Origin of the sequence: Microbacterium sp. NPDC089186 (assembly GCF_040685115.1) — a bacterium.
In the GTDB taxonomy this organism is placed as follows: domain Bacteria; phylum Actinomycetota; class Actinomycetes; order Actinomycetales; family Microbacteriaceae; genus Microbacterium; species Microbacterium galbum.
On the sequence record NZ_JBFBHJ010000002.1, the window covers coordinates 100,188 to 122,915 of the forward strand.

At 71.5% G+C, this 22,728-nt stretch carries 22 protein-coding genes; 11 read left to right on the forward strand and 11 right to left on the reverse strand.

Going from position 1 to position 22,728, the window contains the following annotated elements:
• Positions 1 to 78 precede the first annotated feature (78 nt).
• Genes AB0N82_RS06690 through AB0N82_RS06705 form a run of 4 tightly spaced genes read left to right on the forward strand, consistent with a single transcriptional unit; the run spans position 79 to position 3,373 of the window.
• The gene (locus tag AB0N82_RS06690; protein WP_363389643.1) at positions 79 to 1,104 is read left to right on the forward strand and encodes an FUSC family protein; all 1,026 of its coding nucleotides are present in this window, start codon (positions 79 to 81) and stop codon (positions 1,102 to 1,104) included.
• A gap of 5 nt (positions 1,105 to 1,109) precedes the next feature.
• Complete coding sequence (locus AB0N82_RS06695) at positions 1,110 to 1,595, forward strand: hypothetical protein (RefSeq protein ID WP_363389646.1); 486 nt, start codon at positions 1,110 to 1,112, stop codon at positions 1,593 to 1,595.
• An 18-nt stretch (positions 1,596 to 1,613) separates the two neighbouring features.
• A complete protein-coding gene (locus AB0N82_RS06700; RefSeq protein WP_315994693.1) occupies positions 1,614 to 2,450 on the forward strand; it encodes a PfkB family carbohydrate kinase in 837 nt (278 codons plus the stop codon).
• On the forward strand, positions 2,447 to 3,373 hold the full coding sequence (locus tag AB0N82_RS06705; RefSeq protein ID WP_363389650.1) for a nucleoside hydrolase: 927 nt from the start codon (positions 2,447 to 2,449) through the stop codon (positions 3,371 to 3,373). The genes AB0N82_RS06700 and AB0N82_RS06705 overlap by 4 nt, the downstream gene beginning before the upstream one ends.
• A gap of 177 nt (positions 3,374 to 3,550) precedes the next feature.
• Here the strand turns inward: AB0N82_RS06705 and AB0N82_RS06710 are convergent, their stop codons facing one another.
• The 6 genes from AB0N82_RS06710 to nrdH all read right to left on the reverse strand — a co-directional run bounded on the left by AB0N82_RS06710 (position 3,551) and on the right by nrdH (position 9,235).
• Positions 3,551 to 4,699, reverse strand: coding sequence for a GDSL-type esterase/lipase family protein (locus AB0N82_RS06710; protein ID WP_363389653.1), 1,149 nt, complete (start codon positions 4,697 to 4,699; stop codon positions 3,551 to 3,553).
• The gene (locus tag AB0N82_RS06715; RefSeq protein ID WP_363389656.1) at positions 4,696 to 5,274 is read right to left on the reverse strand and encodes a TetR-like C-terminal domain-containing protein; all 579 of its coding nucleotides are present in this window, start codon (positions 5,272 to 5,274) and stop codon (positions 4,696 to 4,698) included. Before AB0N82_RS06715 ends, AB0N82_RS06710 begins: the two co-directional genes overlap by 4 nt.
• A gap of 107 nt (positions 5,275 to 5,381) precedes the next feature.
• A complete protein-coding gene (gene nrdF, locus AB0N82_RS06720; RefSeq protein ID WP_108320566.1) occupies positions 5,382 to 6,356 on the reverse strand; it encodes a class 1b ribonucleoside-diphosphate reductase subunit beta in 975 nt (324 codons plus the stop codon).
• Between the two features lie 38 nt (positions 6,357 to 6,394).
• The gene (nrdE, locus tag AB0N82_RS06725) at positions 6,395 to 8,551 is read right to left on the reverse strand and encodes a class 1b ribonucleoside-diphosphate reductase subunit alpha (RefSeq protein ID WP_363389659.1); all 2,157 of its coding nucleotides are present in this window, start codon (positions 8,549 to 8,551) and stop codon (positions 6,395 to 6,397) included.
• Positions 8,533 to 8,973, reverse strand: coding sequence for a class Ib ribonucleoside-diphosphate reductase assembly flavoprotein NrdI (nrdI, locus tag AB0N82_RS06730; RefSeq protein WP_315994698.1), 441 nt, complete (start codon positions 8,971 to 8,973; stop codon positions 8,533 to 8,535). The genes nrdE and nrdI overlap by 19 nt, the downstream gene beginning before the upstream one ends.
• A gap of 28 nt (positions 8,974 to 9,001) precedes the next feature.
• Entirely contained in the window at positions 9,002 to 9,235 is a 234-nt protein-coding gene (nrdH, locus tag AB0N82_RS06735; RefSeq protein WP_055838040.1) for a glutaredoxin-like protein NrdH, read from the reverse strand.
• 511 nt (positions 9,236 to 9,746) lie between these two features.
• Here nrdH and AB0N82_RS06740 point away from each other — a divergent pair.
• Entirely contained in the window at positions 9,747 to 10,952 is a 1,206-nt protein-coding gene (locus tag AB0N82_RS06740; RefSeq protein WP_363389665.1) for an MFS transporter, read from the forward strand.
• Between the two features lie 193 nt (positions 10,953 to 11,145).
• Here AB0N82_RS06740 and AB0N82_RS06745 read toward each other — a convergent pair whose 3' ends face one another.
• The gene (locus AB0N82_RS06745) at positions 11,146 to 11,550 is read right to left on the reverse strand and encodes a pilus assembly protein CpaE (protein WP_315994700.1); all 405 of its coding nucleotides are present in this window, start codon (positions 11,548 to 11,550) and stop codon (positions 11,146 to 11,148) included.
• 136 nt (positions 11,551 to 11,686) lie between these two features.
• On the opposite strand from AB0N82_RS06745, the gene AB0N82_RS06750 reads away from it, so the two are divergent.
• The 5 genes from AB0N82_RS06750 to AB0N82_RS06770 all read left to right on the forward strand — a co-directional run bounded on the left by AB0N82_RS06750 (position 11,687) and on the right by AB0N82_RS06770 (position 15,936).
• The gene (locus AB0N82_RS06750) at positions 11,687 to 12,847 is read left to right on the forward strand and encodes an acyl-CoA dehydrogenase family protein (protein WP_363389669.1); all 1,161 of its coding nucleotides are present in this window, start codon (positions 11,687 to 11,689) and stop codon (positions 12,845 to 12,847) included.
• The gene (locus AB0N82_RS06755) at positions 12,847 to 14,121 is read left to right on the forward strand and encodes a DUF445 domain-containing protein (protein WP_315994702.1); all 1,275 of its coding nucleotides are present in this window, start codon (positions 12,847 to 12,849) and stop codon (positions 14,119 to 14,121) included. The genes AB0N82_RS06750 and AB0N82_RS06755 overlap by 1 nt, the downstream gene beginning before the upstream one ends.
• 77 nt (positions 14,122 to 14,198) lie before the next feature.
• A complete protein-coding gene (locus AB0N82_RS06760) occupies positions 14,199 to 14,552 on the forward strand; it encodes a gamma-glutamylcyclotransferase family protein (protein WP_315994703.1) in 354 nt (117 codons plus the stop codon).
• Positions 14,549 to 15,475 carry an arginase family protein gene (locus AB0N82_RS06765; RefSeq protein ID WP_363389674.1) on the forward strand — a complete coding sequence of 309 codons (927 nt, stop codon included), beginning with the start codon at positions 14,549 to 14,551 and terminating at the stop codon, positions 15,473 to 15,475. Before AB0N82_RS06760 ends, AB0N82_RS06765 begins: the two co-directional genes overlap by 4 nt.
• On the forward strand, positions 15,472 to 15,936 hold the full coding sequence (locus AB0N82_RS06770; protein WP_315994705.1) for a histidine phosphatase family protein: 465 nt from the start codon (positions 15,472 to 15,474) through the stop codon (positions 15,934 to 15,936). Before AB0N82_RS06765 ends, AB0N82_RS06770 begins: the two co-directional genes overlap by 4 nt.
• On the opposite strand, the gene hutI is transcribed toward AB0N82_RS06770, so the two are convergent.
• From hutI to hutH, 3 genes are all read right to left on the reverse strand, one after another.
• Positions 15,926 to 17,095 (reverse strand): imidazolonepropionase, encoded by a 1,170-nt coding sequence (gene hutI / locus AB0N82_RS06775; protein ID WP_363391167.1) that lies wholly within the window; start codon positions 17,093 to 17,095, stop codon positions 15,926 to 15,928. The genes AB0N82_RS06770 and hutI overlap by 11 nt on opposite strands.
• 101 nt (positions 17,096 to 17,196) lie before the next feature.
• The gene (locus tag AB0N82_RS06780) at positions 17,197 to 18,900 is read right to left on the reverse strand and encodes a urocanate hydratase (protein ID WP_363389678.1); all 1,704 of its coding nucleotides are present in this window, start codon (positions 18,898 to 18,900) and stop codon (positions 17,197 to 17,199) included.
• Positions 18,897 to 20,456, reverse strand: a complete 1,560-nt coding sequence (gene hutH, locus AB0N82_RS06785; protein ID WP_363389681.1) for a histidine ammonia-lyase — start codon at positions 20,454 to 20,456, stop codon at positions 18,897 to 18,899. Before hutH ends, AB0N82_RS06780 begins: the two co-directional genes overlap by 4 nt.
• A 61-nt stretch (positions 20,457 to 20,517) precedes the next feature.
• Between hutH and AB0N82_RS06790 the strand changes: the two genes are divergently transcribed.
• Complete coding sequence (locus AB0N82_RS06790) at positions 20,518 to 21,291, forward strand: IclR family transcriptional regulator (protein ID WP_363389684.1); 774 nt, start codon at positions 20,518 to 20,520, stop codon at positions 21,289 to 21,291.
• Between the two features lie 253 nt (positions 21,292 to 21,544).
• Here AB0N82_RS06790 and AB0N82_RS06795 read toward each other — a convergent pair whose 3' ends face one another.
• Complete coding sequence (locus AB0N82_RS06795; RefSeq protein WP_363389687.1) at positions 21,545 to 22,549, reverse strand: LacI family DNA-binding transcriptional regulator; 1,005 nt, start codon at positions 22,547 to 22,549, stop codon at positions 21,545 to 21,547.
• Positions 22,550 to 22,728 lie beyond the last annotated feature (179 nt).

Sequence of the window (22,728 nt, forward strand, 5' to 3'; positions counted from 1 at the left end):
GATCCCCGCGCGCAGGCCACGGCCTTGACGCCGCCATCTCGGAACGGATGCCACCCACCCGGCGCGTAGGCTGGAGGGGTGGCGGAATCCCGGGGGCGCGTGTGGACCGGCGTCATCCGGGTCGGCCCCCACCGGGGCGATCATCGGGTCGCGGTGCGCGCGGTGCTCAGCGTCGGCATCCCCCTGATCGCCCTCCTGCTGCTGAACCGCCTCGACCTCGCCGTCTACGCGAGCTTCGGCGCGTTCGCCGCCCTGTACGGCCGCACCGACGCGCCGCGAGCCCGTGTGCGCATGCAGGCGACGGCGGGGGTGATCCTCGTCGGTTCGATGCTCGTGGGCACCGCCCTGTCGGCCCTGGCGACGCCCGCCCCCGTCAGCGTCGCGGTCGTCGCCGTGCTCGCCGCGATCGTGACGCTCTTCGCTTACCGCGCCCAGTGGCATCCTCCGGGCGCGCTCTTCGCGGTGTTCGCCGCGGGAGCCACCGCGAGCTTCCCGGCGACGGCGTCGACGTTCGCGACCGTCGTCGTGGTCGGCGGCGCAAGCGTGGCGTGGAGCCTGCTCGTCACGACCGTCTTCGTGCTGGCACGCCGGGGGTCGTGGGCGCGTCCGACGCGCCCCCGGCCGTCGATCGGCGCGGTGGCCGGGGAGATGACCGCGACCGTCGGAATCGCCGCACTGCTCGCCGGCATCGCGGGGGCGCTGCTGGTCGGGACGCACTGGTACTGGGCGATGGTCGGCGCCGTCGCCGCGGTCGGCGGGGCTCACGTCACCGCGCGCCTCATCCGGGGCGTCCAGCGCCTCGTGGGCACCCTGCTCGGCGTGCTGATCGCTGCGGGGCTGCTCGCGCTCCACCTCCCGCCGTGGCTCGTCATCATCGTGGCGGTCGTGCTGCAGGCCGGGGCCGAACTGTTCGTGGGGCGCAACTACGGCATCGCGATGCTCTTCATCACCCCGCTCGCGCTGCTGATGATCTCCCTCGCCTCGCCCGCCTCCCCCGACCTGCTGTTGCGCGACCGCGTGATCGAGACGGTCATCGGCGTCGCGGTCGGCACCACGGTGGCGATCGTCTCCGCCGGACTCCGCCGCCGCGGAACGCGGGGGTGACGACGATGGATGCCCCCTCCCCCCGCCGCCTCGGACACGACGCCGCCGAGCGCATCAGTGCGGGCTGCTACGGCGCGCTCGTCTCGGCATCCACGCTCATCGGGCTGAGCGACAGCGAGCTGGGACTCGTCGTGGCCGTGGTCGCGCTGACGAATCTCGTGTACTTCGCGACGCACGTCTTCGCGTACTCGCTCGGCGACACCTCCACCGAGCGCCCGTCGAGGATCTTCCGCCACCACCTCGCGGTGAGCGCGCCCATGGTGTCGGTGACGTTCCTGCCGCTGCTCGTGGTCGTGCTCCTCGTCGCGTTCGGTGTCGCCCTGGCGACCGCGCTGCTCTGGGGCGTCGGGGTGGCGATGGCCTACCTCGTCGTCGTCGCGACGGCCGGAGCGCGCCTGCGGGGGTACTCCCTCGTCGGCGTCGTCCTGACGGCGATCGGGGCCGCGCTGGTGTCGGCGCTGCTGATCGTGGCGAAGCTGTTGCTGCACTGACCTCGAAAGGACCCGCGCATGCCCTCCCCCTCCCTCACCGTCGTCGGTGCGATCAACGTCGACCTCACCGCGCGCGTGGATCGCGCGCCCGCCGCGGGCGAGACCGTCGCCGACGGCGTGCTGCAGCGCGGACCCGGGGGAAAGGGCGCCAACCAGGCGGTCGCCGCGGCCCGCCTCGGCGCCGCCGTGCGTCTGGTCGGCGCGGTCGGCGACGACCTCGACGGGCGCGGGATCCGCACGCAGCTCGCGGCCGAGGGCATCGACGCCTCCGGGGTGCAGACGGCGTCGGCCGCCACGGGAACGGCGCTCATCGTCGTCGATGCGACCGGCGAGAACTCGATCGTGGTGTGCCCGGGGGCGAACGCCGAGATCGACGCGACGCACCTGCGCATCGAGCCCGACAGCGCCGTGCTGCTGCAGCTCGAAGTGTCGGATGCCGTCGTGATCGCCGCCGCGCGCGCGTCGAGCTTCCTCGCCGTCAACGCCGCCCCCGCCCGCCCGCTCCCGCCCGGCGTGCTCGAGAAGTGCGACGTCGTCATCGTCAACGAGACCGAGTACGCACAGCTCCCCGAGGTGCACGACGTGCCGCTGCTGTGCGTGACGCTGGGCGCCGCGGGTGCTCGCCTGTACCGTTACGGCGAGCTCGCGGCATCCGCCCCGGGACTCGCCTCGACCGTCGTCAACACCGTCGGCGCGGGCGACGCGTTCTGCGCGGCCCTGGTCTGCGGTCTGCTGCGCGGCGACTCCGATGAGACCGCGCTCGTGCGCGCGTGCGCCGTGGGGGCCGCCGCGGTCGCCGATCCCGCCTCGCAACCCCGTCTCTCCCACCTCGACACCTACGGAGCCGACGCATGACCCGCCGCCCGATCCTCGTCGACTGCGACACCGGCATCGACGACGCGCTCGCCCTGGCGTACCTGCTGGCCGAGCCGGCGGTCGAGGTCGTCGGCGTCACAACGGTGTCGGGGAACACGGATGCCGCCCGCGCGGCCGCCAACACGCTCTCGCTGTTCGAGCTCGCGGGGGTGCACGACATCCCGGTGGCGATCGGCGCGCACGACTTCCGCGGTCGGGCCTACGCCGGAGGCGCTCCCCACGTGCACGGCGACGACGGCGTCGGCGGCATCGCCCTGACCGCCGCCGCCCGGGCCCACGACGCGCGACCCGCGGTCGAGCTCATCGATCACCTGGCGACGCGGCATCCCGATCTCACCGTTCTCGCCCTCGGTCCGCTCACCAACCTCGCCGCCTACGCCGAGACGTCCGGAGTCGCCGCCTTCGACCACCTCGTCGTGATGGGCGGCGCCTTCGCCCACTCGGGCAACGTCACGGCGTGGGCCGAGGCGAACATTCACAACGACCCCGAGGCGGCGGCCGTCGTGTTCGCGCAGGACTGGGACACCACCCTCGTGCCGCTGGACGTCACCATGACGCAGACGCTCGACGAGGCCGACCTCGTGCGCCTCGAGGCGATCCCGGGCGCCCTGCCGCGGGCGCTGGCTGCGATGCTGCCGCTGTACCTCGACTTCTACGCCGGACGCGTCTTCCCCGATCGCCGGTGCGCCCTGCACGATCCCCTCGCCGCGATGGTCGCCGCGGGGGCGCTGCGGGGCGTGAGCGTCACCTCGGGACACGTCGACGTGCGCCTCGAGCGCGGCGAACGCGGGCGCACGGTGTCGTCGCGCGGCTCCGACACGCAGCGCTGGGTGCGCGGCATGGAGGGCTCCGCGGTCGAGGTGCTGCTCGAGCGGCTCGAGGCGCGGGAGTGGCCGGTCTGACGCGCTCGCGCCGGGCCGGCGCGCCGCTGGTCGCGGGCGGGGCCGGTTCCGCGAGAGGCTGTCGATGCCGGCGGGGTCGGCTCCGCGAAAAACCGTCCGCACCGGCGCCGCCGGCTCCGCGAGGGAGCACCGGCGCCGCCGCGCGAGCGGACCGGCGCGCCGGGCCCCGGCGGCCCGCTAGCGGCTGAGCGGAGCCCCGGCGCCGAACGCCGCCGCCGCGAACCGCTCCCCGATCAGGCGGTGCGTCGCCGTGTCGGGGTGCAGCCCGTCCGGGAGCGGGTGGGTGACCGCCTCGTCGGCGCCGTACAGCGACAGACCGTCGAGGTAGTGCAGCGCGGGGTCGTCGGCCCGCGCAGCCACCACCGACGCGAGCAGATCCCGGATCACCTCCAGAGTGAGCGCTCCGCGCGCGACCTCGGCGGGCGACCCGGTGGCGACGAATCGCGCCGACCCGGAGCGCAGGCTCTCCGGATCGAAGGCGCCGGGGCCGGGGGTCTTCTCGTGGATGCCGCTGAAGATCGGCGACACCACCAGCAGCGGGGTGTCGGGATGCCCCTCGCGGATCGTGTCGAGGAACCCGTGCACCGCCGGGACGAAGGCGCGCGCCCGCATCGCATCGGCGTTCACGACGTTGATGCCGAGCTTGACGCTGATGAGGTCGGCATCCCGGTCGCGGATCACCCGGGCGAGGAAGGGGTCGACCATCGCGCTGCCCCCGAAGCCGAGGTTCTGCAGCTGCACCCCCGCGGCGCGCGCCGCGACGACGGGCCAGATCTCGGTGGGAGCGGCGGCGTTCGAGCCGTGGCTGATGGAGCTGCCGTGGTGCACCCAGACCGGTCGGGCGTCGGCGATCGGGGCGAGCGGCGCGTCGGACTCGAGCGAGACGAGGTCGATCTGCTCGTTGTGGGGCAGCCAGATCTCGACGGTCTTCTCGGTCGGAGCGAGGTCGCCCACCGCGACGGTGTCGGCCGCCCCGGGCCGAGGAGTCGCCGCTCCCGTCGCCAGGTCGAGCTCGAGCGCGTCGCCCTCTTCGAGAGGTCGACGCCGCACGAGCACGTCGTCGACCAGCACGTCCACCTGCCCGCGGGCACGATCGAGCCCGCGGTACGACACCCGCGTGGCGTGCAGGCGCAGGGTGAGGGTGGTCGCCGTCGTCCGGAAGCGCAGATGGATGCCGGACGGCTGACGCTCCACCATCGCGAGCTGCCCGTCGGCCTCCCGGGAGCGGTACGGCAGCGGCAGGCGATGCAGGCGCAGGCCGCGCTCGACCGGCTCGAGCTCCGCGCCGCCGCGAATCAGCTCCGGGGTCAGGGGGGTCGTGATCACTTCTCGTCCTTCGCGTTCCAGTGAGCCAGGAGACCGTCGAGACGGTCGATGAGCAGGCGCCAGGAGTCGTCCGCCGGCGGCGCGCTGTGCGCGAAGCTCCCGATGTGCTCGAGGTGCAGGAAGCCGTTCAGGAACGACCCGATGAGCCGCGTCGCGTGCACGCGATCGTCCTCGGGGATGCCGTAGCCGCGCAGCACCGCTGCCGGCGCACGGCTCGATCGCGCGGCCTCCTCGGTGCGCGCGACCGCGTCGCCGGCCCGGCGCTGCAGGCTCTCCCAGCGGCCGGGGTGGGCGCGCGCGTACTCGCGGTGCGCGTCGCACAGCGCGCGGAGGGCGTCTCGCCCGGCGCGACCGGCCACCGCCTCGCTCGCACGGTCGCCCACCTCGCCGAGCGCGAGGGTCGTGATGCCGTCGCGGAGGGCCGCGAGATCGCGCACGTGGCCGTAGAGGCTCGGGGTGCGCACGTCGAGTTCACGGGCGACGGCGGAGAGGGTCACCTCGGTGAGGCCACGCGCGTCGGCGAGGTCGGCCGCGGTGCGGATGACGGATCGCGGGGTGAGCGGGGAACGTTGCATGCCGTAAGCCTATAGGTATTAGGCATTTAGCTACTAATCGTAGGTGGGAAGCGGCGAACGACGAAGGCCCCGCACGGTCGTCCGTGCGGGGCCTTCGTCGTCGGAACTCAGAAGTCCCAGTCGTCGTCTTCCGTCGCCTCGGCCTTGCCGATGACGTACGACGAGCCCGACCCCGAGAAGAAGTCGTGGTTCTCGTCGGCGTTCGGCGAGAGCGCCGACAGGATCGCCGGGTTCACGTTCGTCACCGACGCGGGGAACATCGCCTCGTAGCCGAGGTTCATCAGCGCCTTGTTGGCGTTGTAGTGCAGGAACTTCTTGACGTCCTCGCTCAGTCCGACTGAGTCGTAGAGGCTCTGGGTGTAGCCCACCTCGTTGTCGTAGAGCTCGTACATCAGCGAGAACGTGTAGTCCTTGATGTCCTGACGACGGGCCTCGTCGACGGTCTCGAGTCCGCGCTGGAACTTGTAGCCGATGTAGTACCCGTGCACGGCCTCGTCGCGGATGATGAGGCGGACCAGGTCTGCCGTGTTGGTGAGCTTGGCGCGGCTCGACCAGTGCATGGGCAGGTAGAAGCCCGAGTAGAACAGGAACGACTCGAGAAGGGTCGAGGCGACCTTGCGCTTGAGGGGATCGTCGCCACGGTAGTAGTCCATGACGATGCGCGCCTTCTTCTGAAGGAACTCGTTCTCGGTCGACCAGCGGAACGCCTCGTCGATCTCCTTCGTCGAGCACAGCGTCGAGAAGATCGACGAGTAGCTCTTCGCGTGCACCGACTCCATGAACGCGATGTTCGTGTAGACGGCCTCCTCGTGCGGGGTGATCGCGTCGGGGATCAGCGAGACCGCGCCCACCGTGCCCTGGATCGTGTCGAGGAGCGTGAGCCCCGTGAAGACGCGCATCGTGAGCGTCTGCTCCTCGGGGGTGAGCGTGTTCCACGACTGGATGTCGTTCGACAGCGGCACCTTCTCGGGGAGCCAGAAGTTGTTCACCAGACGGTTCCAGACCTCGAGGTCTTTGTCGTCCTGGATGCGGTTCCAGTTGATGGCCTGCACGTGGTTCAGCAACTGCAGCTTCTCAGCCATGTCGTTCCTGTGTCCTTGATCGGTCGGTGGTCAGCGGATCAGAGCATGCACGAGACGCACTCGGTCATGTCGGTGCCCTCGAGCGCCAGCTGACGGAGGCGAATGTAGTAGATGGTCTTGATGCCCTTGCGCCAGGCGTAGATCTGGGCCTTGTTGATGTCGCGCGTCGTGACGGTGTCCTTGAAGAACAGCGTCAGCGACAGGCCCTGGTCGACGTGCTGGGTGGCTGCGGCGTACGTGTCGATGACCTTCTCGTAGCCGATCTCGTACGCGTCCTGGTAGTACTCCAGGTTCTCGTTCGTCATGAACGGGGCCGGGTAGTAGACGCGACCGAGCTTGCCTTCCTTGCGGATCTCGATCTTCGAGGCGATCGGGTGGATCGAGCTCGTCGAGTTGTTGATGTACGAGATCGATCCGGTCGGCGGCACGGCCTGCAGGTTCTGGTTGTAGATGCCGTGCTGCTGGATGGAGGCCTTCAGCTCGCGCCAGTCGTCCTGCGTGGGGATCTGCACCCCGGCGAAGAGTTCTTTCGCCTTGGCCGTCTGCGGCTCCCACGCCTGGTCGGTGTACTTGTCGAAGAACTCCCCCGACGCGTAGGTGGAGTTCTCGAAGCCGTCGAAGGCCGTGCCGCGCTCGATCGCGAGGCGGTTCGAGGCGCGCAGCGCGTGGAACAGCACCGTGTAGAAGTAGATGTTCGTGAAGTCGATGCCCTCTTCGGAGCCGTAGTAGACGTGCTCGCGAGCGAGGTATCCGTGCAGGTTCATCTGGCCGAGGCCGATGGCGTGCGAGCGGTCGTTGCCGTCTTCGATCGAGCGCACCGAGGCGATGTGGCTCTGCACGCTGACCGCGGTGAGGGCACGGATCGCGGTCTCGACCGTGAGGCCGAGGTCGCCGCCGTCCATCGCGAGGGCGATGTTCATCGAGCCGAGGTTGCAGCTGATGTCCTTGCCGATGGTGTCGTACGAGAGGTCCTCGTTGTACGTGGTCGGCGTGTTGACCTGCAGGATCTCGGAGCACAAGTTCGACATGTTGATGCGGCCTGCGATGGGGTTCGCCTTGTTCACCGTGTCCTCGAACATGATGTACGGGTAGCCCGACTCGAACTGGATCTCGGCGAGGGTCTGGAAGAACTCGCGCGCGTTGATCTTCGTCTTCTTGATGCGCGGGTCGTCGACCATCTCGCGGTACTTCTCGGTGACCGAGATGTCGCCGAACGGCTTGCCGTAGACCTTCTCGACGTCGTACGGCGAGAAGAGGTACATGTCCTCGCCGTTCTTCGCGAGCTCGAACGTGACGTCGGGGATGACGACACCCAGCGACAGCGTCTTGATGCGGATCTTCTCGTCGGCGTTCTCGCGCTTGGTGTCGAGGAACCGGAGGATGTCGGGGTGGTGGGCGTTGAGGTACACCGCGCCGGCGCCCTGACGCGCACCGAGCTGGTTGGCGTAGCTGAAGCTGTCTTCGAGGAGCTTCATGACGGGGATGATGCCCGACGACTGGTTCTCGATCTGCTTGATCGGCGCACCCGCTTCGCGGATGTTCGACAGCAGCAGGGCCACGCCGCCGCCGCGCTTCGACAGCTGCAGGGCGGAGTTGATGCCGCGGGCGATCGACTCCATGTTGTCTTCGATACGGAGCAGGAAGCACGACACGAGCTCGCCGCGCTGGGCCTTGCCCGCGTTGAGGAACGTGGGGGTCGCGGGCTGGAAGCGGCCCGAGATGATCTCGTCGACGAGCTGGACCGCGAGACGCTGGTCGCCGTCGGCGAGGGCGAGGGCGGTCATGACGACGCGGTCCTCGAAGCGCTCGAGGTAGCGCTTTCCGTCGAAGGTCTTGAGCGTGTAGCTCGTGTAGTACTTGAACGCGCCGAGGAAGGTCTCGAAGCGGAACTTGGCACCGTAGGCGCGGTCGTTCAGCTCCTGGATGAACTCCATCGAGTACTTCGCGAGCACGGTCGGCTCGTAGTACTCCTTCTCGACGAGGTAGTCGAGACGTTCCTTGAGGGAGTGGAAGAACACCGTGTTCTGGTTGACGTGCTGCAGGAAGTACTCCCGCGCCGCGCGCTTGTCGGCGTCGAACTGGATCTTGCCGTCGGCGTCGTACAGATTCAGCATCGCGTTGAGGGCGTGGTAATCCAGTCCCTCGAATCGCGCTTCGGTCTTGAAGTCCACGTCGGTCAGCTCAACTTCCACCATCGTTCCAATCCCTCGGTGACCCGCTCGACATCGTCGGGGGTGCCGAAAACTTCCAGCCGGTATAGGTGCGGCACCGCGCATTTGCGCGCGATGATGTCTCCGGCGAGGCAGAAGGCGTCGCCGAAGTTCGTGTTTCCCGCGGAGATGACCCCGCGGATGTTTCGTCGGTTCCGCTCCTCGTTGAGGAACCGGATGACTTGCTTGGGGACCGCGCCCTTCTCGACGCCCCGGCCGGCTCCCCCGCCATAGGTGGGGGTGACCAGCACGAAGGGTTCGTCGATGTGGAGGGGCGGGTCGGTCGGCCGCAGCGGAATGCGCACGGCCCGCTTGCCGAGCTTCTCGATGAAACGTGCGGTGTTGCCGGACACGCTCGAGAAGTAGACGAGCAACGGGGCCTCGGTCGCCGACACGACAGCGCTCATGACGGGGGTCTGAGAGCCTGTCGCCGGATCAGGCGAGGCGCGACGCGAGCTCGTCGATCTTGTCGGGGCGGAAGCCCGACCAGTGGTCCTCATCGGTGATGACGACGGGTGCCTGCAGGTACCCGAGCGACTTGACCTGCTCGAGCGCCGACGGGTCTTCGGACAGGTCGAGCACGTTGTACTCGATGCCCTTCGAGTCGAGCGCGCGGTAGGTCGCGGTGCACTGGACGCAGGACGGCTTGGTGTAGACCGTGATCGCCATGTCGTTCTCTCTCTCCCCTGGAAAATCGTCGTCCGGGCGGGCAGGGCTCGCCGGGACCTCAATACTACATATGGGGACGGACATCGGAAGGCACCACAAGGGGTAGTAGTTACATCCGTGTGATTTTCCACCGTCTCTCCCCATGTACAACACAGGTTGTCCACGATTTCATCCACAGATGGCCCTCCTTCCCGAGTGCTGTTAACAGGCGCGATTCCGCGGTTGTCGCCGAGTCCGACGCCGTCTGTCCACAGATCGGACGCTAGACGGGGGTTCCGACATCGCACAGGCCGTGGAATTCGCCCACCGGCGTGTCGCGGCGTGTCGCCGGACCGGCCCCACCGGCCGCCGATCGAGATCCCACTGTCCGCGCGAGAGCACGGCATCCGATCCCCGAGGACGGCGTGATCTCGACACGACCGCGTGCGTCCGGGGCGCAGGGCCGGTGCTCCCCCTGCGCACGCCACCCGCCGTCGACACGGATGTCCGAACCGCGCTGTAGCGTTGTGCGGTGGCCGGCTACCGCGAACTGCTTCGAACCCCTGGTGTGGGGCGCATCATCGCCGCGCAGCTGACCGCGCGCTTCCCCAACGGCATGACGAGCCTCGCCGTCCTGCTGCACATCGAGCACGTCACGGGGTCGTACGGCGCCGCGGGCCTGGTGCTGGCCGCCACGAGTATCGGACAGGCCGTCGCGGGCCCGGTCACGAGCCGGTGGATGGGGCGCTGGGGCATGCGCCGCGTCCTCACCGTCACGCTGCTCGTGTGCGCCGCCGCCATCGCCACTCTCGCGCTCATCGAGATGCCGCTGCCCCTGTACATGACGCTCGGCCTCGTCGCGGGCCTTTCGACACCGCCGATCCAGTCGGCCGTGCGCACCATCTACCCCAAGATGGTCAATTCGAAGCAGCTCACCCCGCTGTACTCGCTCGACGCCTCGCTGCAGGAGATCATCTGGGTGCTCGCACCGGTGCTCATCACCCTCGTCGCGACCCAGGTCGGCACCGTCCCCGGGCTGTTGCTCGTCGTCGTCATCCTGCTCGGCGGCGGCGCCTGGTTCATCCTCAGCCCCGAGGTCGGCCGCGTCCGCATCCCGCGCAGCCGTCGGGGTCTGGGGCGCGTCCTGGCCAAGCCGCCCGTGATCCTCGCCACCGCGACCGGGTTCCTCCTCATCGGCGCGTGCGCCGCGGTCGAGGCGGGCGTGGTCGCGACCTTCGACCACGGCGGCCTCGAGGCCGGGCTCATCCTCGCCGTCTTCGCCGTCGGCAGCCTCGCGGGCGGACTCTCGTTCGGCCACATCCCGATCGGCCCCTGGGCCATGGCGCGCCGCCTCGCGATCGTCGCCCTGGGCCTGTCGCTCACGATCGTCTCGCTCAACGCATGGTGGCTGGGAGCGACCCTGCTGGTCGCCGGCGCCGGCATCGCCCCCGCCCTCGCGGTGATGTTCGCGATGACCTCCGCGAGCGTCCGCTTCAGCGAGACCGCCGAGGCCTACGGCTGGATCAGCACCGGGCAGCTCATCGGCGCCGCCGCCGGCTCCGCCGTCGCCGGGCTCCTCATCGACGGCATCGGCCCCACCGGGGCCTACGTCGCGGCGGCGGCTTTCGCGGTCGCCGGTTTCGTCGTCGCCGCGGTCTGCGTGCGCGGCTTCCCCGACCTGCGCCACCGCGACGCCAGCCCGATCCCCGACACCGAGCCGGTCGAGACCATCACCTGACCGGTCGCCGACCGCCCGGCATCCACGGCCCCGCCGGAACCCACGGGAGCCGCCCGAGCACGGGCCCGGGCGCGGTTCGGGGTGCATTCCGCACGTCGGGGCGCGATTCCCGCGCCCGGACCGCAGGATCACGCCCCGAACCCGCTACCCGCGGCCCCGGCGGGGCCACCGCGTGCGAACGGCAGTGGGACGATCAGTGCGTGCGGCGCAGCAGCTCCAGCACGGCGAGCGCGTAGGCGTCCTCGGGAGCGGGGTGGTCGAACACGAGGGTGGAGCCGCCGATCGAAATCTCGACCTCGTAGGTGTCGGACAGCCGCCGCAGCGAGCGGAACGTCGAACGCAGCAGCTCGCGCAGCTGCAGCTCCGACGGCAGCCACAGCGCCTCCTCGGTCGCCACGGAGTCCAGCGCCCACTCGGTCGTGCCGTTGAAGGCCAGGATGCGCCCCGTGGGGTACTCGCGCGGCTCGACCGTCATCTCGCTCACGGTGAACACGTCGGCCTCGAACTCGGGCTCGTCGAGTTGGAAACGGTCGCCGGATCGCGGATGCCACACCAGACCCGCCTCGCGCAGGGCCAGGGCCATCTCGGTCGAGATCATGGCATCCATTCTGGGGGGGCGATCGGCGCACGGCGGCCGAACGGGCGCGCGCGCACGGAGCCTCGAGGCCTACGGCGCCTCGACCCCCCTGTCACCCCCGGCCGCGATGTCGGCGGTCACGAGCAGAATGGATGCCATGACCTCGTTCGATCCGGCTCGGTATCTGCCCGACGATCTGCTGGCGCGGATGCGCGAGCGGGCGGTCGTCCACGACCGCGAGAACACATTCCCCCACGACGACCTCGACGAGCTGCGCGCGGCGGGGTATCTCGGCATCCTGGTCTCCGAGGAGCGGGGCGGCGGAGGCCTCGCCCTCGCCGAGGCGTCGGTGCTGCAGCAGCGACTCGCCGGGGCGGCGCCCGCCACGGCGCTCGCGGTGAACATGCATCTCGTGTGGACCGGGGTGGCCAAGGTGCTGCGCGACCGCGGGATCGATGATCTGTCCTTCGTCGAGGAGGGCGCCGCGGCGGGCGAGGTCTTCGCGTTCGGCATCAGCGAGGCCGGCAACGATCTCGTGCTGTTCGGCAGCGACACGACAGCCGAGCCCGACGGCGAGGGCGGTTACCGGTTCACCGGCACGAAGATCTTCACCTCCCTCTCCCCCGCGTGGGACCACCTCGGCGTCCACGGGCTCGACAGCACGTCGCCCGACGGCCCGAAGATGGTGTTCGCCTTCCTCGATCGCGATGACTCCGTCGTCAGCCGCGACGACTGGGACACCCTCGGCATGCGCGGCACCCAGAGCCGCACCACCGAGCTGCGCGGCGCGCACGCGCCCGCGCGCCGGGTGGTGCGCCGACTCGACCCGGGCCCGCAGCCCGATCCGCTGGTGTTCGGGATCTTCTCCGTGTTCGAGATCTTTCTCGCCTCGGTCTACACGGGCATCGCCCGCCGCGCCCTGGAACTCGCGGTCGAGGCGGCGACCTCGCGCCGCTCGAAGAAGACGGGCACCACCTACGCCAACGACCCCGATATCCGCTGGCGCGTGGCCGACATGGCCCTCGCGTACGAGGCGCTCCCCCCGCAGCTCGCCGCCCTCGCCCACGACGTCGACGCCCTCGCCGACCACAGCGGGCGATGGTTCTCGCTGCTCGCGGGCGTCAAGCATCGGGCCGTGACGATGGCGAAGTCCGTCGTCGACGACGCGATCCTCGTCGGCGGCGGCTCCGCTTACTCGTCCCGCAACGAGCTCAGCCGGCTCTACCGCGACGTGCTCGCCGGGATGTTCCACCCCTCCGACCCGGAGTCCGCGCACTCGACCGCGGCGACCGCGTGGCTCGGACCGGTGACCGCCTGATGGCCCGCACACCCACGGCCGCCCTCAGCCCGGCCGACCAGGAGCGTCGGCGCGCGCTGCGCGTGATGAAGGGAGTGGCCCTCGGGGCGCTGCTCGCGATGGCCCTCGTCTTCGCCGTCTCCTTCTCGCTGCAGCGCGAGGTCGAGTGGTTGCAGTACGTGCGCGCGGCGGCGGAGGGCGGCATGGTCGGCGCCCTCGCCGACTGGTTCGCCGTCACCGCTCTCTTCCGGCATCCGCTGGGACTGCCCATCCCCCACACCGCGATCATCCCGCGCCGGAAGGACGAGATCGGGCGGCAGCTCGGCGAGTTCGTCGAGACGAACTTCCTCGAGGGCGACGTCGTGCGCACGAAGCTCGAGTCGACCCCGCTGTCGGCGCGGGCCGGAGCATGGCTGGCCGATCCTGCCCACGCCGACCGCGTCGCCGCGGAGGGGGCCACGCTCGCCACCAGCGTGCTCACGGCCCTCGACGACGACGACGTGCAGGGCCTGATCGAAGACCTCGCGCGCGAGCACCTGCTCTCGCCCGACTGGGGCCCCTCGATCGGTGGGTGGTTGCAGCGCGTGGTCGGCTCCGGCGCGCACCACGGCGCCGTCGACCTGGCCCTCGACAACATCGCCGTGTGGCTCGCCAACAACCGCGACACGTTCCAGGGGCTCGTGTCGCGGCGTCTGCCCTCGTGGGTCCCGAGCATGGCCGCGCGCCTCGTCGACGACACCGTCTACCGCGAGGCCGTGCAGTTCGTCGACGCCGTGCGCGCCGACCCCCGCCACCAGGCGCGCGGCGCCATCGACGGCTACCTCGCGCGCCTCGCCGACAATCTGCAGCACGACCCCGCCACCATGGTGCGCCTCGAGGAGGCCAAGGCCGCCGTGTTCGACAGCCCCCGGGTGCGCCAGCTCGCCGCCGACGCGTGGAACACCGCCAAGGCCGGACTGCTGCGCTCCCTCGCCGACCCCGAGAGCGCCCTGCGCCGACGGGCCTCCGCCGCGTTGGCCGAGGTGGGCGAGCGACTGCAGCACGACGAGACCCTGCAACGGCGGGTCGACGGCTGGGTCACCGATGCGGCGGTCTTCGTCGTGGGTCGGTACCGGCACGACATCGCCTCGATCATCACCGACACCGTCGAGCGGTGGGATGCCGAGGAGACCACCGAGAAGATCGAGCTCATGGTGGGCCGCGACCTGCAGTACATCCGCCTGAACGGCACGATCGTGGGGGCCCTGGCCGGGGTCGTCATCTTCACCGTGGCCCACTTCATCTGGGGCTCGTGATGATCCGCGGCCGGGCGCGCACATTCGTGTCGCGTCGCACCGCCCGCCGACACGCCGCGCTGGGTAGCCTGAGCCTCGTGAGCGACGGTTCGGGGCCGGCGGAGTGCCTCTTCACCTACGGGACGCTGCAGCTGCCCGACGTGCAGCTCGACACGTTCGGCCGCCTGCTCGAGGGAGAAGACGACGCGCTGCCGGGCTACCGTCTCGAGTGGACCGACGTGGGTGACGAACGGGTCGCCCAGCTGTCGGGGCTCGACACGCATCCGATCCTTCGCCGCACCGACGATCCGCGCGACCGCGTGTTCGGACGCGTCCTCCGCCTCACGCCCGATGAACTCGACGCGGCCGACGAGTACGAGGTCTCGCTCTACCGTCGCGCGTCGGTCTCGCTGGCGAGCGGCCTGCGCGCCTGGGTCTACGTGGCCGCATGAGCGCGCTGTCGGTCGATCCCCTGTGGCCCCGGGCCGGTGACTGGCCCTCACCGGCGGAGGGGACGGATGCCGTCCTCCTCGGCGTGCCTGCCTGGCGCACCTCTCTGTCGCCCACCGGCGCCGGCGAGACCCCGGCGGCGGTCCGCGCCGCCCTGCGCCGCTTCTCGCCGACGCTGATCGGCCCGCCCGCGATCGACCTGACCGCGCACCTGCGCATCGCCGACGCGGGCGACGTCGACGAGCCCGACGGCCGCGACGGCGAAGCTCGGGTGCGCGCAGCCGTCGCCGCGCTGGCGTCGTCGCGACTCGTCATCGCCCTCGGCGGAGACAACTCCGCGACGTACGCGGTGGCGCAGGGCCGCGGCTCACAGGGTCTCATCACCCTCGACGCGCACTTCGACCTGCGCGACGGCGAATCCAACGGCTCGCCCGTCCGCCGTCTCATCGCCGACGGTCTCGACCCTCACCGCATCGTGCAGATCGGGATCGCCGACTTCGCCAACTCGGCCGCGTACGCGCGCCGCGCCGCCGACGCCGGTATCACCGTCATCACCCTCGACGAGGTGCGCCGCCGCGGCATCGACGAGGTCGTGTCGCACGCCCTGCGCGTGGCCGGCGCGGCAGAGGCGCGCCCCACGGCCGAGGACGCGGACGCCGCGGCCGCCGCCGGCGGCATCCACCTCGACATCGACGTCGACGTGTGCGACCGCGCCGTGGCGCCCGGATGCCCCGCGAGCGTGCCCGGCGGGCTGGCCGCGTGGGAGTTGCGCGCTCTCGTACGCGGGCTCGCCCGAGACCCCGGCGTGACCAGCGCCGACATCGTCGAGGTGGATGCCACGGCAGACACCGACGACGCCCGCACGGTGCGACTCGCCGCCCTGTGCGTTCTGGAGCTCCTGGCAGGAATGGCGGAAAGACGATGATCCAACTCGTGCTCGCGCGTCACGCGAAATCCGACTGGGCCGATGAAGGCCTCGACGATCACGACCGGCCCCTCAACGATCGCGGCCGGCGCGACGCCCCGACGGTCGCGCGCGCAGTGCTGCGGGCGGGAGTGCGTCCCGAGATCCTGCTGTCGAGCACGGCCCTGCGGGCGCGCGAGACGGCTGCGGTATTCGCGCGCACCTTCGACGCCGAGGTGACCGAGCAGGCCGAGCTCTACCTCGCCGAGCCGGATGGACTGCTGGCGGCGGCGCGCGACGCGGGTGGCGACGAGGTCATGGTCGTCGCGCACGACCCCGGCATGAGCGCCCTCGTCTCCCGTCTCGCCGATCGCGACGTGCGCATGGTCACGTGCGCGGTCGCCGTCTTCACGTGGCACGACGGAACCTGGGACGACGTGGATGCCGTCGCCCCCGACGAGTTCGAACTCTTCACGCCATAGGCCGCGGCTCCACGCCGTCCTTCCAGACACGGCGCACGAGCGGCACACCCGGCCGATAGGCGAGATGCACGCGGCTCGGCGCGTCGAGCAGCACGAGGTCGGCCCGCATCCCGGGCGCGATCGCACCGACGTCGGTGCGACGAAGCGCCCGCGCTCCCCCGGCTGTCGCCGCCCAGACCGCTTCGGCCGGCGTCATCCCCATCTCCCGCACCGCGAGGGCGACCATCAGGGGCATCGAGCTGGTGAAGCTCGACCCGGGGTTGCAATCGCTCGCGAGCGCCACGGTGACGCCGGCGTCGAGCAACCGCCGGGCGTCGGGATACGGCTGCCGCGTCGAGAACTCCACCCCGGGCAGCAAGGTCGCCACCGTGTCCGAGGCGGCGAGCGCCTCCACGTCGGCGTCGCTCAGGTAGGTGCAGTGGTCCACGGCGGCCGCACCGCACTCGACGGCGAGCCTCACTCCGTCGCCGTGACCGAGCTGGTTGCCATGCACCCGGATGCCGAGACCCGCCGCCCGACCCGCCTCGAGCACCCGCCGCGCCTGGCCTGCCGTGAACGCGCCGTCCTCGCAGAACACGTCGATCCATCGCGCGGCGAGTGCGACCGCAGCGAGCATCGGACCGGCGACGAGATCGACGTAGGCGTCGGCCCGGCCGGCGAACTCCGCGGGCACCACGTGCGCGCCGAGGAAGGTGACCTCCTCGGTCACCTCGGCGGCGAGGCGGGCGAGGCGCGTCTCGGTCTCGACGTCGAGGCCGTAGCCGGTCTTGACCTCGATCGTGGTCGTCCCTTGCGCACGGCACTCGTCGACGAGGCTCCGCAGGCGCACGCGCAGATCGTCGTCGGACGCGGCACGAGTCGCGGCGACGGTGGTGCGGATGCCCCCCGCGGCATACGTCTCGCCCGCCATGCGGGCCGCGAACTCCTCCGCGCGATCCCCCGCGAAGACGAGGTGCGTGTGACTGTCGACGAAGCCCGGTATCACCGCGCGGCCCCCGGCATCGATGACGGGGAGACCATCGGGGCCCGGGAGCGGCGAGCCGTCGGCCCCACCCGGCCCGACCCACGCGACGCGCCCGTCGCGGACGAGCACCCCCGCATCGCAGATCGTGCCGCAGGGATCACCGCCGACGGCGACGTTGGTCGTCAGCTCGCCGATGCCGGTGAGCCAGAACGACCCTCCGGCGTCGACGGCCCCGGTCGACTCCGCCGCCGCCGATGCACCATCGACCGGCTCGACCGTGCCCCGCGCGGACGCGTTCACCACATCGGCACCGTCAGGCCGCGTTCGGCGGCGACCTCGCGAGCGCGGTCGTACCCGGCATCCACGTGGCGCATGACGCCGGTGCCGGGGTCGTTGACGAGCACGCGCGCGAGCTTCTCCGCGGCCAGCGGCGTGCCGTCGGCGACGCACACCTGTCCGGCGTGGATGCTGCGGCCGATACCGACGCCTCCGCCGTGGTGGATCGACACCCACGACGCTCCGCTGGCGGTGTTGAGCAGCGCGTTCAGCAGCGGCCAGTCGGCGATCGCGTCGGATCCGTCGGCCATCGCCTCGGTCTCGCGATAGGGCGAGGCGACCGAGCCCGCGTCGAGGTGATCACGGCCGATCACGATCGGCCCCGACAGCTCGCCCGACGCGACCATCTCGTTGAACTTCAGCCCCGCCAGATGCCGCTCCTGGTAGCCGAGCCAGCAGATGCGCGCGGGCAGCCCCTCGAAGTGCACCTGCTCTCCGGCCTTCTCGAGCCAGCGGTGCAGGGCGGTGTCGTGCGGGAACAGTTCCGCGACAGCGCGGTCGGTCTTGGCGATGTCCTCGGGGTCTCCCGACAGCGCCACCCAGCGGAACGGCCCCTTGCCCTCGGCGAACAGCGGGCGGATGTAGGCGGGCACGAAGCCCGGGAAGGCGAAAGCGCGGTCGTAGCCGCCGAGCTCCGCCTCGCGACGGATCGAGTTCCCGTAATCGAACACCGCGGCTCCGGCATCCTGGAAGCCGACCATCGCCTGCACGTGCGCGGCCATACTCTCGCGCGCCCGGCGGGTGAAGTCCTCGGGGTCGCGGGCCGCTTCGGCCTGCCACTGGTCGACCGAGACGCCGGTGGGGAGGTACGACAGGGGGTCGTGCGCGCTCGTCTGGTCGGTGACGATGTCGATCCGGATGCCACGGGCCAGCAGCTCCGGGAAGACCTCCGCCGCGTTGCCCGCGACGCCGACCGACCGGGCCTCGCCCGCCTCGCGGGCGGCGCTCACGCGCGCGATCGCCGTGTCGAGATTGACGGCGACCTCGTCCAGATAGCCGTGGGCGACGCGGCGGTCGAGGCGCGCGCGATCGACGTCGACGATGAGCACGGCACCGCCGTTCATGGTGACCGCGAGGGGCTGCGCGCCGCCCATCCCCCCGCACCCGGCAGTGAGCGTGAGGGTGCCCGCGAGCGACTCCCGGCCGAGCGAGCGGGCGACGGCCGCGAAGGTCTCGTACGTGCCCTGCAGGATGCCCTGCGTGCCGATGTAGATCCACGACCCGGCCGTCATCTGGCCGTACATCGTCAGTCCGAGCTCCTCGAGCCGGCGGAACTCCGGCCACGTGGCCCAGTCGCCGACGAGGTTCGAGTTGGCGATGAGCACGCGCGGCGCCCACTCGTGCGTGCGGAAGACGCCCACGGGCTTGCCCGACTGCACGAGCAGCGTCTCGTCGGGCTCGAGCTCGTCGAGCGTGCGCACGATCGCGTCGTACGCGGCCCACGAGCGCGCGGCGCGTCCCGTCCCGCCGTACACGACGAGGTCGTCGGGGCGCTCGGCCACCTCGGGGTCGAGGTTGTTCATGAGCATGCGCTTGGCGGCCTCGGCTCCCCAGCTCTTCGCGGTGCGGGTCGCGCCGCGGGCGGCCCGGATCCCGGATGCCGCGCGGCCGGCGTCCGCATCGGACGGGGTCGCGAGAGCGTCGGTCGTGGGGGTGTCGGTCATGCGTGATCTCCTTCGATCAGGGCGAGGGCGGTCCGGGCGACTGCTCCGGACGCGACGAGCTCGGTGACGGCCTCGATCTCGGGCGCGACGAAGCGGTCGGGTCCCGGTCCCTGCACGCGCGCGCGCACGAGGTCGCGCACGGCTCCCGTGGCCGCCGCGGGCTGCAGCGGCGCGCGCAGGTCGAGGGCGCGGCATCCCGTGAGCACCTCGATGGCGAGCACGCGCGCGAGGCCGTCGACGGCGCGACGGAGCTTTCGGGCCCCGGCCCATCCCATCGAGACGTGGTCCTCCTGCATCGCGCTCGAGGGGATCGAGTCGACCGACGCGGGCGCCGCGAGCCGCTTGAGCTCCGACACGATGCCCGCCGCCGCGTACTGCGCGATCATCAGGCCCGAGTCGACGCCGACCTCGTCGGCCAGGAACGGCGGCAGACCATTGCTGCGCGCCACGTCGAGGGCCCGGTCTGTGCGTCGCTCCGACATGGATGCCACGTCGGCCACCGCGATCGCGAGGAAGTCGAGCACGTACGCCACCGGAGCGCCGTGGAAGTTGCCGTTCGACTCGACGCGTCCGTCGACGGTCACGACGGGATTGTCGACGGCGGATGCCAGCTCGCACTCGGCGATCTGCGCGGCGTGGGTCAGGGTGTCGCGGGCGGCGCCGTGCACCTGGGGCGCGCAGCGCAGCGAGTAGGCGTCCTGCACGCGCGTGCACTCGGGGCCGCGGTGGCTCGCGACCAGCGGTGAGCCGGCCAGCAGCGCACGGAGGTTCGCCGCGGAGGCGGCTTGACCCCGCTGCGGCCGCAACGCCATGAGGTCGGCCGCGAAGACGGCATCCGTCCCCAGCTGGGACTCGATCGAGATCGCCGCGGCGACGTCGGCCGTGGTCAGCAGCGTCTCGAGGTCGTGCACGGCGAGCAGGAGCATGCCGAGCATGCCGTCTGTGCCGTTGATGAGCGCCAGCCCTTCCTTCTCGCGCAGCACGAGCGGCTCGATCCCGGCGGCGGCGAGGGCATCGGCGGCGGGGCGGATCCGCCCCGCGGCGTCCCGGACCTCCCCTTCGCCCATCACGGCGAGGGCGACGTGCGAGAGCGGAGCGAGGTCGCCCGAGCAGCCCAGCGAGCCGTACTCGCGCACGACGGGGGTGATGCCCGCGTTCAGCAGCGCCGCGTAGGTCTCGACGACGACGGGGCGCACGCCCGTGCGTCCGGTCGCGAGGGTCTGCAGGCGCAGCAGCATGAGGGCGCGGACGACCTCGCGCTCGACCTCCGCTCCGGTGCCGGCCGCGTGCGAGCGGATGAGGCTCGCCTGCAGCTGCGCGCGGCGGTCGTCGGCGATGAAGGTGGTCGCAAGCGCTCCGAACCCGGTCGAGATGCCGTAGTGCGGCTGCGGGTCGTCGGCGAGTGCTTCGATGAGGGCGCGCGTGTCGGCGACGCGCCGAAGAGCATCTTCGTCCACGACCACCCCGGCGCCGTGGCGGGCGACGTCGACGACGTCGTGGGGGCGGAGGATGGTCGATCCGACGGTGACGGATCCGACGGCGAGGCTCGTGTGCATACGCCGATTCCATCGCGTCCCCTGTCGCGGAACGGCGGGGTTCTGGCATCCTGTGTCTGTCATGCCAGACAATGCCCGCCCGCAGGTGCCCGCCGCCGACCAGACGCTGCGGATCCTCTCGCTGCTCGCGCGGCAGCCCGGCCCGATGGCCGCCCAGACGATCGCGACGACTCTCGGCCTCCCCCGTTCCAGCGTCTACCACCTGCTGGCGACCCTCGAGCAGCACGGCTACGTCGTGCACCTGCCCGGAGAGCGTCGCTGGGGGCTGGGCACCGCCGCGTTCGAGCTGGGCGGCGGCTACGCCCGCCAGCAGCCGCTCGCGCGCCTCGGGCGTCCCCTGCTCGCCGCCCTGTCGGACCGCGTCGGCGAGAGCGCGCACCTCGCCGTGCTCGCCGGTCGCGACGTGCTCTACATCGTCGAGGAGCGCGCTCCGCGGCGCCCGGCGCTCGTGACCGACGTGGGCGTGCGGCTTCCCGCCCACCTCACGGCCACGGGCCGGGCGATGCTCGCCGCCCTCCCCCGCGAGCAGGTGCGGGCCCTGTTCCCGGATGCCACCGCCCTCACGCAGCGGCACGGCGTGGGCCCCGCGACCCCGCGCTCCCTGCGCGAGCTCCTGCGCGAGGTGCGCGCGGCGGGTCACGCGAGTGAGAACGGCGAGGTCACCCCCGGATTCCGCTCCGTCGCCGCCCCGGTGCTCGACCACGCCGGCTGGCCGGCCGCCGCGGTCGCGATCACGTGGCCGGCCGAGGGGCCGCTTCGCGACGCCGACGCGCTGGCGGAGGCCGCGATCGTCTCCGCCGCCGAGCTCGCCCGCCGCATCGGCCGCCCCGCCTGACGCGGCCGCACACTCCGTCGAGTGTCCACGACACGCCGCAGGCACCCGCGCCGGTACGGCGTTTCTCGAACACTCGAGCGGGCTTCAGGCGATCCGCGCGGTTTCTCCGTCACGCGCGCCGACGCCCCCGGCAGCCCCACGCCCCGCACGGCGCGTCGATCGTCCACAACACCCGGACGGGTCTCGGAGACGTCCGGGGGTTCCGGACACTCGACAGCGGACTGCGGCCGCGACACGGAAACCGCCCCGCGCGTCAGCGCACGATGAGCCGCGGCTCCACGAGCACGTGCGCGGCTCCCGCCGTCGCGGGGCGGGGCGCCACCACCGTGCCGTTCTCGCCCATCAGCAGGTCGAGGGCTCCGGATGCCACCCGCTCGGGCAGCTGTTCGACGCTCGAGAGCCCCAGAGCCTCGGCCGCGGGGGTGTTGTCGAACCCGATGACGCGGATGTCGGGGCGGCCGGTGAGGGCGGTCGCGAGGTGCGCACCGATGGCGAGAGAGTCGCTCGCGCACACGATGGCGGTGACGTCGGCATCGACGCGCAGGCCCGCCTCGACCGCGTCACGGGCGAGGGCGACGCTGTCTTCGACGACCCAGCGCGGTCCGCGCGCTGCTCCGACGCTCTCGCTCCATCCGCGCTCTCGTTCGTCGCCCGTCCCCGACCCCTCGGGCCACCCGAGGAACGCGACGCGTCCGGTCGCGCGCTCGAGCGCGTGGACGGTCGCCGCCCGCGTCCCCGCCGCGCCGTCGACATCGACCCACAGGTGGGCGGGCGCCTCGACGTCGTCCTCGCCCCACGGCCGACCGAACGACACGAACGGCAGACCCCGGGCGTTCAGCCACCCGGTGCGGGGGTCGCCGTGGAAGGTGCCGGTGATGACGACGGCATCCACCTCTCCCCCCTCCAGCAGATCGGCGAGCCGGTCGATCTCCTCCTCCGCGGTCCGCGCGGCGTACAGCAGCACGCGCATGTCGCGCTCGCCGGCGCTCTCGGTGAGGGCGTGGACGAATCGGTCGAGCACGACCCCGGCGATGCCGCCGGCGTAGGGATCGAGATGGATGCCGATGGTCGAGCTGCGCCGCGTCCGCAGGCGCCGCGCGGCGGCGTGGGGGCGGTAGCCGAGCTCGGCGATGGCGGCCTCGACGCGCAGGCGAGTGGCCTCGCGGACGATGTCGGGAGTGTTCACGACGTTCGACACGGTCTGCCGCGAGACGCCCGCGATGCGCGCGACGTCATCGATGGTGGGCGCCTTGGTCATGTCTTCCTCCCCCCAGGGTGTCAGCCGTCGATCACGTCGGGCGGCCGGATCGGATGCCCTGCCGGCCCCCGTGGACGTGGCGGACGCCCGTCAGCCTAGGCCGCGTGTCGACGGCTTGACATCGCGCCCCGCCGTTCCTTACCGTAGTCGAACCGTCATTTGAACGTTCAAAAAGACGG